Annotated in this window: 12 protein-coding genes and 1 pseudogene; 10 read left to right on the top strand and 3 right to left on the bottom strand. The window is 47.7% G+C overall.

The features are described 5' to 3' along the window. Positions 1-73 precede the first annotated feature (73 nt). The 8 genes from ACLTOQ_RS13530 to ACLTOQ_RS13495 all read left to right on the top strand — a co-directional run bounded on the left by ACLTOQ_RS13530 (position 74) and on the right by ACLTOQ_RS13495 (position 8,254). Positions 74-1,225: a glycerate kinase gene (locus ACLTOQ_RS13530; protein ID WP_412319662.1), complete on the top strand. Its 1,152-nt coding sequence runs from the start codon at positions 74-76 to the stop codon at positions 1,223-1,225. A 246-nt stretch (positions 1,226-1,471) separates the two neighbouring features. After that, complete coding sequence (locus ACLTOQ_RS13525; RefSeq protein WP_412319645.1) at positions 1,472-2,689, top strand: GTP-binding protein; 1,218 nt, start codon at positions 1,472-1,474, stop codon at positions 2,687-2,689. A gap of 91 nt (positions 2,690-2,780) precedes the next feature. Next, the gene (locus tag ACLTOQ_RS13520; protein WP_021915629.1) at positions 2,781-3,710 is read left to right on the top strand and encodes a GTP-binding protein; all 930 of its coding nucleotides are present in this window, start codon (positions 2,781-2,783) and stop codon (positions 3,708-3,710) included. Positions 3,711-3,726: 16 nt separating this feature from the next. Then, positions 3,727-4,491, top strand: a complete 765-nt coding sequence (locus tag ACLTOQ_RS13515) for a YlmH/Sll1252 family protein (protein WP_021915630.1) — start codon at positions 3,727-3,729, stop codon at positions 4,489-4,491. Positions 4,492-4,582: 91 nt separating this feature from the next. Continuing rightward, the gene (locus ACLTOQ_RS13510; RefSeq protein WP_412287176.1) at positions 4,583-5,257 is read left to right on the top strand and encodes an IS607 family transposase; all 675 of its coding nucleotides are present in this window, start codon (positions 4,583-4,585) and stop codon (positions 5,255-5,257) included. After that, entirely contained in the window at positions 5,169-6,329 is a 1,161-nt protein-coding gene (locus ACLTOQ_RS13505) for an RNA-guided endonuclease InsQ/TnpB family protein (protein ID WP_412319169.1), read from the top strand. The genes ACLTOQ_RS13510 and ACLTOQ_RS13505 overlap by 89 nt, the downstream gene beginning before the upstream one ends. A 192-nt stretch (positions 6,330-6,521) precedes the next feature. After that, on the top strand, positions 6,522-7,466 hold the full coding sequence (locus tag ACLTOQ_RS13500; RefSeq protein WP_412319644.1) for a putative ABC transporter permease: 945 nt from the start codon (positions 6,522-6,524) through the stop codon (positions 7,464-7,466). A gap of 8 nt (positions 7,467-7,474) precedes the next feature. Continuing rightward, positions 7,475-8,254, top strand: a complete 780-nt coding sequence (locus ACLTOQ_RS13495; protein ID WP_337425873.1) for a ZIP family metal transporter — start codon at positions 7,475-7,477, stop codon at positions 8,252-8,254. Between the two features lie 204 nt (positions 8,255-8,458). Here the strand turns inward: ACLTOQ_RS13495 and ACLTOQ_RS13490 are convergent, their stop codons facing one another. From ACLTOQ_RS13490 to pyrB, 3 genes are read right to left on the bottom strand one after another with little or no spacing between them, the layout of a single operon-like run. After that, positions 8,459-9,076, bottom strand: a complete 618-nt coding sequence (locus ACLTOQ_RS13490; protein WP_262585700.1) for a hypothetical protein — start codon at positions 9,074-9,076, stop codon at positions 8,459-8,461. 40 nt (positions 9,077-9,116) lie between these two features. Beyond that, entirely contained in the window at positions 9,117-9,551 is a 435-nt protein-coding gene (locus tag ACLTOQ_RS13485) for an aspartate carbamoyltransferase regulatory subunit (RefSeq protein ID WP_021916023.1), read from the bottom strand. Positions 9,552-9,568: 17 nt separating this feature from the next. Then, complete coding sequence (gene pyrB, locus ACLTOQ_RS13480; RefSeq protein ID WP_337425874.1) at positions 9,569-10,486, bottom strand: aspartate carbamoyltransferase; 918 nt, start codon at positions 10,484-10,486, stop codon at positions 9,569-9,571. A gap of 510 nt (positions 10,487-10,996) precedes the next feature. Between pyrB and ACLTOQ_RS13475 the strand changes: the two genes are divergently transcribed. Further along, the gene (locus ACLTOQ_RS13475; RefSeq protein ID WP_262585699.1) at positions 10,997-11,365 is read left to right on the top strand and encodes a PH domain-containing protein; all 369 of its coding nucleotides are present in this window, start codon (positions 10,997-10,999) and stop codon (positions 11,363-11,365) included. Positions 11,366-11,830: 465 nt separating this feature from the next. Beyond that, a pseudogene (locus ACLTOQ_RS13470) lies at positions 11,831-13,453 on the top strand (glutamine amidotransferase-related protein); the annotation flags it as partial. Between the last annotated feature and the right edge of the window lie 6 nt (positions 13,454-13,459).

Below are 13,459 nucleotides of genomic sequence, written 5' to 3'. Positions count from 1 at the left end.
AAAAGCAGCACTGGCAGCGCTTGTGAGAAAATGGTGCGAAGAAAAGGATAATGCAGTCAGGATGGAGTCCAGGATGAAAACAGTAATTGCAATCGATTCTTTTAAAGGAAGCATGACTTCGATGGAGGCTGGAAACGCGGCGGCAGCAGGCGTGAAAGCAGTTTTCCCGGACGCTGAGATCGTCGTGCGTCCGCTGGCGGACGGCGGGGAAGGCACGGTGGAAGCACTGACAACCGGAATGGGCGGACGCATGGAAACAGCGCTGGTAAGCGACCCGCTCGGCAGGAAAATTTCAGCGTCCTACGGTATTTTGGAAAAAAATAAAACAGCGGTAATAGAAATGGCGGCAGCTGCAGGGCTGCCGTTACTTTCCAAAGAAGAACGCAATCCGCTACATACAACGACCTACGGCGTTGGGGAGCTGATCCGGGATGCGATTCGGAAAGGCTGCAGGCATTTTATTGTCGGGATCGGCGGCAGTGCGACAAACGACGGCGGAGTTGGGATGCTTTCGGCGCTTGGATTTGAATTTCTGGATAAAAGTGGTCAGCCGGTGCGAAACGGGGCGGCCGGGTTAGCAGATCTTGCGGAAATTCGGAGTGGACATGTACTGCCGGTTTTAAAGGAGTGCACGTTTCGGGTTGCCTGTGACGTGGAAAATTCCCTCTGCGGAGAGCTTGGCTGCAGCAGCGTATTCGGGCCGCAAAAGGGTGCTGATGAAAAGAGCATCCGGCAGATGGATCAATGGCTCTTTTCCTATGCACAGCTGACGAAAGAGCACTTTCTACAGGCAGATGAAAATTGTCCGGGTGCGGGTGCTGCTGGCGGTCTTGGGTTTGCATTCCAGAGCTACTTAGGTGCGCGGCTCGAGCCGGGAATCCGGATTGTATTGGAAGAGACCGGGCTGGAACGCGAGATGGCGGACGCGGATTTTGTCCTTACCGGAGAGGGCAGGATAGACGAACAGACTGCGATGGGGAAAGCCCCTGTAGGCGTGGCAAAGCTCGCGAAAAAGCATGGCTGTACGGTGCTCGCTTTTGCCGGAGCACTGCAGGAAGGCTTTACAGCCTGCCATGAGATCGGAATCGACGCAGCGTTTTGCATTCAGAAAAGGGCAGTCAGCCTGGAAGAGGGGATGGATCGGGACGCTGCGATGCAAAATCTGACGGATACCTGCAAAGAGGCGTTCCGGCTGGTGAAAGCTGTCGTGGGTGTTCCACAATGAGACAGTATTCTATGTCCCATATTGCCGGTGTTGTCCCACAATGAGGTGTTGACAATTATCCCGTTTTAGCGCAGAATATAAGGATGACTGGTTAGGAATGACGAATCCTGTAGAAAGCAGTCAAAGCAAAGAAACGGAGATTTAAGATTGAAAAATAAAATTTTTCAATCGCGAGATTTGTGTCTGTGCGCACTTGACACAAACTCGGCATGCGCAAAAAAGCGTGCGCAGAAATGAGAGGAAAACATGACAAAAATAGATATTGTATCCGGCTTCCTTGGAGCCGGTAAGACAACCCTGATCAAGAAGCTGTTAAAGGAAGCGCTGGCAGGAACCCAGACCGTCCTGATCGAAAACGAATTCGGTGAAATCGGCATCGACGGAGGATTTTTAAAGGACGCTGGAATCGAAATCAAAGAAATGAATTCCGGCTGTATCTGCTGCTCCCTGGTAGGCGATTTCGGAACTTCTTTAAAGGAAGTTTTAAACACCTATCATCCCGACCGTATTCTGATCGAGCCCTCCGGCGTCGGCAAGCTTTCTGACGTTATGAAAGCAGTCCAGAATGCGGGACTTGGCACAGAGGTTGAGTTAAACAGCGCGGTTGCTGTCGTAGACGCTTCCAAGTGCAAAATGTATATCAAGAACTTCGGTGAGTTCTTCATCAACCAGATTGAGCACGCCGGAACGATTATTTTAAGCCGTACAGACGTTGCATCCGAAGAAAAGGTAAAACAGGCGGTAGAGCTGATCCGGGAGCACAACGAGAAAGCGACCATTATTACAACACCGCTGGCACAGCTGGAAGGCAAGGAGATTCTTGCTACTATTGAGGGGGCAAAGGATCTGGAAGCAGAGCTGATGGAGCAGGTAAAGGCAATGCATGACGAGCATGAGCACCACCATCACCATGAAGAGGACGAAGACGAACACGAGCATTGCTGCCATCATCACCATGATGAGGAAGAAGACGAACACGAGCATTGCTGCCATCATCACCATGATGAGGAAGAAGACGAACACGAGCATTGCTGCCATCATCACCATGATGAGGAAGAAGACGAACACGAGCATTGCTGCCACCATCACCATGATGAAGAGGAAGACGAACATGAGCATCATCATGAGCACGACGAAAACTGCACCTGCGGCTGTCACGATCATGACCACCACCATCACCATCATGCCGATGAAATCTTCACCAGCTGGGGCTTTGAAACTCCTGCAACCTACACGACAGAAGAGGTTGAGGGCTTCTTAAAAGAGCTGGACAACGAAGAAAAGTACGGCATCGTTCTGCGTGCAAAGGGTATGATTCCGGCAGCAGACGGCACATGGATTTATTTCGACTATGTTCCCGAAGAGAGCAATGTGCGTGCTGGTAAGCCTGATGTAACCGGTAAGATTTGCGTCATCGGTTCGAAGCTAAAGGAAGCAGAGCTGGAAAACCTGTTCAGAAAATAATAGAATGCTCTGGGAGCATTCTATTATCGTGAATAACAGAATGCGAGTTCTGAAAGCATTCTGTTATCAAGAATAAAAAGAGGAGAACTGTATGAAGCCGGTTTATATTATCAACGGATTTTTAGGGAGCGGAAAGACAGAGTTCATTAACTTTACACTGGATCAGCCGTATTTCCAGAGCTCCGGCAAAACCCTGCTTCTGCTGTGTGAGGAGGGCGAGGAAGAATACGACCCTTACGTTTTAAAGCGCAGCAAGACGATCGTGGAAACCATCGAGGAAGAGGCGGATTTTACTCCGGAAAAGATGGTCGAGCTGGAAAAGAAGTATCATCCGGAGCGCATTATCATAGAATATAACGGTATGTGGAAGTTCCGCGACCTGCGCCTGCCGTGGCACTGGAAGGTGGAGCAGCAGATCACAACGATCGATGCATCCACCTTCCCTATGTATTTTACGAATATGAAATCTATGGTTTCGGACATGATCCGCAAATCCGAAATGATCATCTTCAACCGCTGCGATGGTATCGAAGACCTCAATACCTATAAGAGAAACGTCAAGGCACTCAACCAGACTGCAGAGATTATTTTCGAGGATCAGGATGGGGAAATCGACGAGATTATGGAAGAGGATCTCCCATATGACTTAAAGGCGGATAAAATCGTGCTGGATGACAATACCTACGGCATCTGGTATCTTGACAGTCTGGATCATGTGGATCGCTATGTCGGCAAGACGATCGAGTTTATCGGCATGGTGATGAAGCCGGAGGAATTCCCGAAAGGCTATTTTGTGCCCGGACGTATGGCAATGACCTGCTGTGCGGAGGATATGACCTTCCTCGGCTTTGCGTGCGTTTACGATAAGATCGATCTGTATCAGGAACGCGACTGGGTAAAAGTGACCGCAGTAGTCAAAAAAGAATATTTTGCAGATTATGAAGGCGAAGGTCCTGTGCTGTACGCAGAGTCTGTGACAAAGGCAAAACAGCCTAAAGAGCCGGTTATCAGCTTTACCTGATCGGCAGGAAACGGTTATGGCAGAGAGGGATAAGGAACTGCAGCTTTTGGAGAAGCGGTTTGCAGAGCTTGCAGACCGCGCCTGGCAGCAGAATCTGTTTGTTTTTACCGGCTTTTTATCGCTGGCAGAGCAGGAAGTGCTCTGGAGAAGCGCTGCAAAGGCGGGAGTACATATCGAATTATACGGCGGAATGGATGGTGCAGAGCGGTGTATGGGCAGGTTCGGAGATCCGGAGGAATTTGGATATGAAGAGCCGTTTCCGATCTGTGCGGTAAAAATCGAGCCGCTGGCGGAAAAGTTTGCGGAAAATTTCAGCCACAGGGATTTTATGGGCGCGATTCTAAATCTTGGGATCGACCGGAGCACGATCGGGGATATCTGTGTGGAGGGCAAATGCGCGTATGTGTTCTGTACGTCTGCGATGTCTGTATTTTTACAGGAAACTCTCGAACAGGTGCGCCATACAAAGGTGCGTTGCGTGCCGGTAGAAAAGCTGGAGGCGTTGCCGGAGAAAAAACTTTCTTACCGGGAAGAGCATGTGGCGAGCCTGCGCTGCGACGGAATTGTGAGCGCGGTCTGGAGACTGTCGCGCAGCCAGGGGCAGACGCTTTTTTCACAGAAAAAGGTCTTTGTCAACGGGAGGTTGACGGAAAACGGCAGCCAGATGTTAAAGGACGGGGACACGGTATCGGTCAGAGGTTTCGGAAAATTTATTTTCCGGGGTGAAAAAAACACAACCAAAAAGGGACGGCTTGTGATCGGAGCCGATCTTTTTGTATAGGAGGAAACTTTAAGTACTCGAAATCACCATCAATAGTGATTAAATGTGTTAAAATATACTCATGGAGGGCATTGTTATGAACACATCTAATATCACTAATTACAAACCAAAAGATTTTGCTGAATTATTGGGTGTCTCTGTCAAAACGTTACAACGCTGGGATAGAGAGGGGATTCTAAAAGCAAATCGAACTCCAACTGATAGGCGTTATTATACTTATGATCAATATCTTCAGTTTAAGGGCATAAATACTGAAAACGATAATCGTCAGATTGTTATTTATGCCAGAGTATCTACAAGAAACCAAAAAGATGATTTACAAAACCAAGTAACTTTTTTACGTCAGTTTTGCAATGCTAAAGGTATCATTGTAGATCAATGTATTGAAGATTATGGAAGTGGGCTTAACTACAATCGTAAAAAGTGGAATCAATTATTAGATGAAGTAATGGAACAAAAAATCAAAACTATTATAGTTACACATAAAGATAGATTTGTCAGATTTGGCTATGATTGGTTTGAAAAATTCTGTATGAAGTTTAATACAACCATAGTGGTAGTGAATAATGAAGAACTATCACCGCAGGAAGAACTTGTACAGGATATTGTATCTATACTTCACGTTTTTTCTTGTAGATTGTACGGCCTTCGTAAGTATAAAAAACAAATAGAAGGGGATGAGGAAATTGCTAAAGAGCTTCAAAACGGAAATAAATCCGACAGTCGAGCAAAAAATCAAGATCAACAAGACTATCGGCACTTGTAGATACGTCTACAACTTCTATCTCGGTCACAACAAAGCTTTATACGATAAGGGTGAAAAGTTTATGACCGGCAAGAGTTTTAGCGTATGGCTCAATAATGAGTACATTCCTGATAATCCTGATAAAATATGGATCAAAGAAGCATATTCAAAAGCTGTAAAAAAATCTATAGAAGATGGATGCACTGCATTTACAAGATTTTTTAAACACCAAAGTGCTTTTCCTAATTTCAAAAGGAAAGGTAAGTCTGATGTAAAAATGTATTTCGTAAAGAATAATCCTAAAGATTGTAGATGCGAGAGACATAGGTTAAACATACCCACTTTAGGTTGGATACGCATGAAAGAAAAAGGCTATATACCAACAACGAAAGACGGATGGAAAATCAAAAGCGGTACAGTATCCATCAAAGCAGGCAGATATTATGTGTCAGCTCTTGTAGAAATTCCCGACGCTAAGATTGCTAATAATAGCAATGACGGTATAGGAATTGACCTGGGTTTGAAAGACCTGGCGATTGTTTCTAATGGTAAAACTTATAAAAATATCAATAAGTCAGCAAGAGTTAAAAAATTGGAAAAGAAATTGCGCAGAGAACAAAGATGCCTCTCACGCAAGTATGAAAATTTAAAGAAAGGGGAGTCCACTCAAAAGAATATACAAAAGCAAAAGCTCAAAGTGCAAAGACTTCATCATAAAATAGATAATATCCGTACTGATTATATCAATAAATCAATAGCCGAGATAGTGAAAACCAAGCCATCTTATATAACGATTGAAGATTTGAATGTATCAGGAATGATGAAGAACAGACATCTATCAAAAGCCGTTGCATCACAAAAGTTCTATGAATTTAGAACTAAGCTTAAAGCGAAGTGTGATGAAAATGGTATTGAATTAAGAGTCGTAGACAGATGGTATCCATCATCCAAAATATGTCACTGCTGTGGTGCTATCAAGAAAGATTTGAAGCTTTCAGATAGAATATACCGTTGTGATTGTGGCTATGTCGAGGATAGGGATTTCAATGCTGCTCTTAATCTAAGAGATGCTTTAACTTACGAAGTTGCATAATGAACGCAAACGTAAGTATGTACTGCGGGCTATCGCAGGAATTTACGACTGTGGAGTGTACAAGAACTTGTGAGTAGCGTATTGTTTACAATCGCCAAAGCATACACAATGAAGCAGTAAGAAGTATCCGCAAGGACTTCAATTTCTCGATGTGTTTGAGTATATTTAAACACATTTTGAGTGGCAGGACGTATGCTGGGATATACCTGGATTCAATGGCTGTTTTTCTTTTTCTTTTACAGCTTTTTTGGTTGGTGCTTTGAATCGACCTATGTTTCACTGCATGAGAAACGGTTTGTAAATCGCGGCTTTATCCGCGGACCTTTTCTGCCGTTGTATGGAACGGGCGCACTGATGATGCTGATCGTGTCGATGCCGTTTCGGGATAATCTGATTTTAACGTATGTGGCGGGCTGCGTGGGCGCGACAGTGCTGGAATATATCACGGGTGTATTGATGGAAACACTGTTCAAAGTCCGTTACTGGGATTATTCCCATAAAAAATTCAACTTCCAGGGTCAAATCTGTCTGGAATCTTCGCTGGCATGGGGACTTCTGACGATCCTGATGACGCGGATTATCCACAAGCCGATCGAAGCGTTTGCACTCTGGCTTCCGTCTTCGGTGCTGACGGGTGTGACGATGGTGGTGACTGTGATTTTTGCAGCGGACTTCGCCCTTTCCTTCAAGGCGGCCCTGGATCTGCGCGATGTGCTGGTTCGGATGGAGCAGGCGAAGGACGAACTGGAAAAGATGCAGAGGCGTCTGGATGTAATTCTGGCGGTTTCCGAAGAAAACTGGGAGAACCGCAAAAAAGAGTGGAACCAGAGTGTCGAGAGCACCAGAGCTGGCTTTGTACAGCGCCGGGATGAGCTGGTAAACGGTATCGAAAAGCGTTTCGAGCGTGCAAAGGAGCTGTTGCCCAGCGGAAGATTGAATCTCAACCGGGAAGAGCTGTTCGACCTGCGTTCAAAATTTGGCGTGAATCTGCAGCGTCCGGAACTGACCACTTTCCTGAAGGATTTCACAAAGCGCGATATGTTGCGCGGTAACCCTGGCATGGTTTCGAAGAAGTTCTCCGAAGCATTGGAAGAACTGAAGAAATCCGCTGCAGAATATAAGAAAAAAGAGAAATGAGAGGAAGTATGACAGTTTTTTGGGGATTGATGATTCCACTTGTCGGGACGACGCTCGGCTCGGCATGTGTATTTTTTTTGAAAGACAAACTCAACGAGCTGCTGCAGAAAGGACTGCTGGGCTTTGCATCCGGCGTCATGGTTGCGGCGTCTGTCTGGTCGCTTTTGATTCCGTCGATGGATATGGCGGCGGGAATGGGACGGTTTGCATTTGTACCGGCGGCGACTGGCATGCTTTTGGGCATGGCGTTTTTGCTGGTGATGGATCGCGTTATTCCGCATCTGCATCTTGGCACGCAGGAAGCGGAGGGACCAAAAACCTCCCTGAAAAAGACGACGATGCTTGTTCTTGCGGTGACGCTACATAACATTCCGGAGGGCATGGCGGTAGGTGTCGTGTTCGCGGGCATGCTTTCGGGCAGCACCGAGATTACCGTGGCGGGAGCGTTTTCACTGGCGATCGGAATTGCGATTCAAAACTTTCCGGAGGGTGCAATCATTTCGATGCCGTTAAAGAGCGAGGGACAGATGAGCCGTAAAAAAGCGTTTCTGTGTGGAACGCTTTCCGGTGTGGTAGAGCCGGTCGGCGCGGCGGTTACGATTGCTCTTGCGAGTGTGGTCGATCCGCTTTTACCGTATCTGTTATCATTTGCGGCGGGCGCGATGCTCTATGTTGTCGTAGAAGAGCTGATTCCGGAAGCCTCGGAGGGCGAGCATTCGAATCTGGGAACGGTTGGATTTGCGGTCGGATTTGTACTGATGATGGTGCTGGATGTGGCGCTGGGATAAAAGGATGCCCCCGGCAGCAGAGGATTTTGGTTCTCTGTTGCCGGGGGCAATTGTTCATGACAATAGAATGCACGCTCTGCGAGGAAGCGCACTCGGCGCAGGGGTAGATGGTTGCCGAGGCGTGGATCGCACTGCAGCGGAATGGAAGAATGTCGCTTGCGCGACCCGCCGCAGGCGGAGAATCCTGCTTCGCAGGATTCTTTTTTACACAACTTCCAGGTGCCAGGTATAATAGAGCTTCGGATAATCGGAAAGATAATGCTCGAGCTCGAAATCATACCGAACGGTGCCGCTTGCTGTAAACGGGAGCGGTGCGAAGCTGCCGTCTTTTAAGGAAACGGACAGGTCGCTGATGACAAAGCCCTGTTTTTTCATTTCTTCTTTAAAATAATTGAAATAAAAGGCGCCGTCTTTGGAAAGCGTATAGCGTACCTCGTAGCGGTAGCCGGAAAAGAGGCGTTTGCTCTGTGTCAGAATTTCCTTTTCCTGCATCCGGTCGCGAGACAGAAACGGATAAAAGTTTGCAAGCAGGGCCGTTCCCTGACGGTAGTCGCCCTCGTGCCAGAGGCGGGTTCCATCGAAAAGATGCTTGCCGCCGACGGTCTGGTATTTCCCGCTGCGGGCATCCTGACGGATGGTTTCCTGCAAGGTCTTTAACTCTTCCTGAACGAATTCTGGCATGCGTTCCGGCAAAACGGGAGCTGTGGGGGCAGGTTCAGAAGCAGCCTGTGGAGCCTGGGCGGCAGACATCTGCTCTGCCAAATTTGACTTCTGGTTCTGCTCTGTCTGGATTTCTGTTTTAATTTCATCAAAAAAGGACATGATGGGATTCTCCTTTGTATACTACCCCCTATTTTAAGCATTAAAGATTTTGTTTGTCAAATTTTTCTTCACAGTATTTGCAGCGATAAACTTCCTTGTTCGGGTCAGCGAGGACGAAGATCTGCGGCAGCTCCTGCTCGATCGAGGTAATACAGCGGGGATTTTTGCAGCGAATGACGTTTTTGATCTGTTTGGGAAGCTTTAATTCTTTCTTTTCGACGATATCCCCGCTTTTGATGACATTGACGGTGATGTTATGGTCGATAAAGCCGAGAACGTCGAGGTCGAGCATGTTGACATCGCATTCTACCTTCAGAATGTCCTTTTTGCCCATCTTGTCGCTGCGCGCATTTTTGATGATCGCAACGGTGCAGTCGAGCTTATCGAGCTGCAGATGGTGATAGATGGACATTGCCATGCCTGCCTGAATATGGTCGAGTACAAAGCCTTCTTCAATTTTACCTACGTTTAACATAAGAAATCTCCTTTTTCTCAGTCCACATGAATATTTAAGAGGGTCAGAATCAGCGCCATCCGAACATAGACCGCGTACTGCACTTGTTTGAAATAAACGGCTCTCGGGTCGTCATCCACATCGACAGAGATTTCGTTAACTCTGGGGAGGGGGTGCAGCACCAGCATGTCGGGCGGTGCGAGCTTCATTTTTTTAGCAGTCAGGATATAGAAATCCTTCAGGCGGACATAATCCTCTTCGTTGAAGAAACGCTCTTTCTGAACGCGGGTCATGTAAAGAACGTCCAGCTCGGGCAGCTTGTCTTCCAGACGGATGACTTCTTCATAAGGAATATTTTTTTCACGCAGCATCTCTGTGATATAATCCGGAACCCGCAGCTCGGCCGGGGAAATGAAGATGAACCGGAGGTTGTCGTAGCGGGAGAGCGCGTTGACTAAGGAGTGCACGGTACGACCGAATTTTAAGTCGCCGCACAGACCGATAGTCAGGTTGTTTAAATGCCCCTTTAAGGAACGGATGGTCAGCAGATCGGCATAGGTCTGGGTCGGATGCTGATGACCGCCGTCACCGGCATTGATGACGGGAATGCGGGATTTCTCAGCGGCAACGATCGGAGCACCCTCTTTGGGATGGCGCATTGCGCAGATATCGGCGTAGCAGGAAATGACGCGGATCGTGTCGGAAACACTTTCGCCTTTGGAAGCGGAGGAATTGGATGCATCCGCAAATCCGAGCACTTTGCCGCCCAGGTTCATCATAGCGGCTTCAAAGCTTAAACGGGTTCTGGTGCTCGGCTCGTAGAAACAGGTCGCCAGCTTTTTGCCCTCGCAGGTATGGGCATATTTGTCGGGGTGTTTCTCGATGTCGTTGGCAAGATCAAAGAGCTGATCCAGCTCTTCCACAGAAAAATCCAGTGGGTTCATCAGGTGTCTCATGAATGATAATCCTCCTTGAACAGTTGAGTTTCAGACATAATAAAATCGAAGAGAATCAAACTCCCTTCGATTTGAAACAAAATGCCTGTATTTCTTTTTAAAAAAATGAAATCCATGTCCTCTGCCGGAAATAATCTGACAAAGAAAAGAAAAAAACGAACTTCCGAATAAACAGAACTGTTGAAAATAAAACATGACAGACTGCATGGTCATCGCGCTTCCTCCTTTGGGTTTCATTTTGCTTGGACAAGTATAGCATAGAGATATTTTGAATGCAAGGAAGAATTGAAAAAAATATCGCGATGGCGTATAATGATACTACAGTTCACTCGAACGTTCCTGTGGGCAGATCTCATGCTTGTATGAAAATCTGTTTGCAGAATGCCACGAAGGGAGCGCCACTTCATGAGCAAAAAGAGCTGCGAAGCAGCGGGAAGCATCGAAGATGCGCTTTTGCGAATGGCGCGATGAACTGTATCGAATCCACCAGATGCAAAAGGAGGAAATAGCATGGAATTTCGGGAAAAGAAAAGATGGGGATTTTTGGGACTTCCCTTTACCTTTACAACCTACATGGTTACAGAAGAGCTGATTACTGTGGAAGAGGGATTTATTAACAAGCGGGAGAACGACTGCTACATATATAAAGTACAGGACGTAGAACTGATCCGGACGCTGGGGGAGCGGATGTTCGGACTTGGTACTGTAAAGTGCTACACCGGCGATACGACAAATCCGGAGCTGTATCTGACCCATATCAAAAATGCAAAAAATATCAAAAACTTTATTCTGGAAGCGTCTGAGAAGGCGCGGTTGAAGCGCAGGACGATGAATATGCTCGACATCGGTGCTGATGCAGATATTCCGGAAGAAAACTAATTTTCAAAAAAGTATTGACAAAGAAATCAGACTGTTTTAATATGCTTTTAACAAGTTGAACTTATATCAATTTAAACCGATGAAGTGGAGATAACGGTACAGGCGCACTTCCAGAGAGTCCGGGCAGGTGGGAGCCGGGCAGAAAGCGGAGTATCAAATGGACCACGGAGGGCACAGTCAAAGGAATTTTGTTCCGAGTATTCTGTGACGGAGGGCATCCGTTATTTGCCGGGGGTATGTTAGTATCCTTTGGAATGTTTGAATTCTTTAAAAGATATCTGTACCCTGATAAAGAGTGCGTACGATCGCAAAGCAAGGTGGTACCGCGGGAAGACAGGCATAAAGTGCCTGCAGCTTAAAAGATGATGAGCCCCCGTCCTTGACAGACAAATCTGTCATGGGCGGGGGTATTTTTTTATCGTATAGGAAACTTTGTTTCCATACGATAAAAAACGCTCCGCGAGGATGCGCACTCGGCGCAAGAATATCCCAAGACACATTCTTTTTTACAGGAGGAACAGTCGCATGGAACAGACATCACTGGAAGAACTGAAAAGAACGGCAGCGTCCGGAGCTTACCGGAGGATTCCGATCTGGCGTGAGATTTTTTCAGATATCGCAACACCCGTGCAGGTACTGAAAAAACTGCTGGCGGTAAGCGACCACTGCTTTTTGTTAGAAAGTGCGGAGGACAACAAGCAGTGGGGACGGTACAGCTTTCTTGGGTTCGATCCTGCGATGGAGCTGACCTGCATGAACCATCAGGTGACAATTACAACAGATCATGTCGAGCAGTTTGAAACAGAGAATCCGGCGCAGGTGATTGCAAGGGTGATCGAAGAAAACCGCGCGCCGCAGATCAAAAAGCTCCCGCCTCTGACCGGCGGTCTGGTTGGATATTTTGCATACGACTATATCAAATATGCGGAGCCGACGCTTCGGCTGGACGCAGAGGATCAGGAAAAGTTCCGGGACGTCGATCTGATGCTGTTTGATAAGATGATCGCATTTGATCACTACAGACAAAAGATCATCCTGATCTGTAACAGTCGGATATCGGAAGCAGACGTGCAGGCAGAAGGTGGACAGACAGCCGGCGCGGCAGCGGCAACGGACCTCCGGGCAAGGGGGAAAAGCGCGCGGGCAGCAGCGGACGCCCCGGTATCTGCAGCAGAGCCCGACACCCTGGAAGCGGTTTACCGCACAGCTCTTCAGACCCTTGATCAGATGCAGGACATCATCGAAAAGGGCGCAGAAAAAAACGTGTCCTCAGGGAGGCTGACAACAGAGCTCACGCCGCTGTTCGATCAGGAAAGCTACTGTGAAAAGGTGGAACAGGTCAAGCATTACATCCATGAGGGAGACATTTTTCAGCTGGTGCTTTCGAACCGTCTGGAAGCCGGATTTGACGGAAGCCTGCTGGATACCTACCGGATTCTGCGGACAAAAAATCCGTCACCGTACATGTTTTATTTTTTCAGCGACGATCTGGAAATCGCCGGCGCTTCGCCGGAGACACTGGTAAAGGTGGACAATCAGACCGCATACACCTTCCCTCTTGCCGGGACAAGACCCAGGGGAAAGGACGAAAAGGAGGATCAGGAGCTGGAAGCCGATCTGCTTTCCGATGAAAAGGAGCTGACGGCAGAAGAGATTGAGGCATTAAAGCCCGAAGCGATTATCCTGTCGCCGGGGCCGGGGCGTCCGCAGAATGCGGGCTGCTGCATTGAGGTGGTGCAAAAGCTCGGCGGGAAAATCCCGATCCTCGGCGTGTGTTTGGGGCATCAGGTGATCTGCGAGGCATACGGCGGAGTTGTTTCCTATGCAAAACAGCTGATGCACGGCAAACAGTCCGTGACAAAGCTCGATACGAAAACGCCGCTGTTTGTTGGTCTGCCGGAGGAAACGACGGTGGCACGGTACCATTCGCTGGCGGCGCAGGAGGAAACCTTTCCGGAATGCCTGCAGGTGACTGCCAGGACATCGGACGGCGAGATCATGGCACTGCAGCATAAAACAAAGGCGGTGTACGGCGTACAGTTTCACCCGGAATCAATTTTAACTCCACTTGGGAAAAAGATGCTTGAAAATTTT

The organism is Gallintestinimicrobium sp. (assembly GCF_046968865.1).
Classification (GTDB): Bacteria; Bacillota; Clostridia; order Lachnospirales; family Lachnospiraceae; genus Gallintestinimicrobium; species Gallintestinimicrobium propionicum.
This window is presented reverse-complemented; position numbering and strand designations above follow the sequence as displayed.

Excerpts from the sequence above, each read along its gene's own strand:
- ACLTOQ_RS13530 (WP_412319662.1), top strand. The coding sequence starts at position 74 with ATGAAAACAGTAATTGCAATCGATTCTTTTAAAGGAAGCATGACTTCG.
- ACLTOQ_RS13525 (WP_412319645.1), top strand. The coding sequence starts at position 1,472 with ATGACAAAAATAGATATTGTATCCGGCTTCCTTGGAGCCGGTAAGACA.
- ACLTOQ_RS13520 (WP_021915629.1), top strand. The coding sequence starts at position 2,781 with ATGAAGCCGGTTTATATTATCAACGGATTTTTAGGGAGCGGAAAGACA.
- ACLTOQ_RS13515 (WP_021915630.1), top strand. The coding sequence starts at position 3,727 with ATGGCAGAGAGGGATAAGGAACTGCAGCTTTTGGAGAAGCGGTTTGCA.
- ACLTOQ_RS13505 (WP_412319169.1), top strand. The coding sequence starts at position 5,169 with ATGAGGAAATTGCTAAAGAGCTTCAAAACGGAAATAAATCCGACAGTC.
- ACLTOQ_RS13500 (WP_412319644.1), top strand. The coding sequence starts at position 6,522 with ATGCTGGGATATACCTGGATTCAATGGCTGTTTTTCTTTTTCTTTTAC.
- ACLTOQ_RS13495 (WP_337425873.1), top strand. The coding sequence starts at position 7,475 with ATGACAGTTTTTTGGGGATTGATGATTCCACTTGTCGGGACGACGCTC.
- ACLTOQ_RS13490 (WP_262585700.1), bottom strand. The coding sequence starts at position 9,076 with ATGTCCTTTTTTGATGAAATTAAAACAGAAATCCAGACAGAGCAGAAC.
- ACLTOQ_RS13485 (WP_021916023.1), bottom strand. The coding sequence starts at position 9,551 with ATGTTAAACGTAGGTAAAATTGAAGAAGGCTTTGTACTCGACCATATT.
- pyrB (WP_337425874.1), bottom strand. The coding sequence starts at position 10,486 with ATGAGACACCTGATGAACCCACTGGATTTTTCTGTGGAAGAGCTGGAT.
- ACLTOQ_RS13475 (WP_262585699.1), top strand. The coding sequence starts at position 10,997 with ATGGAATTTCGGGAAAAGAAAAGATGGGGATTTTTGGGACTTCCCTTT.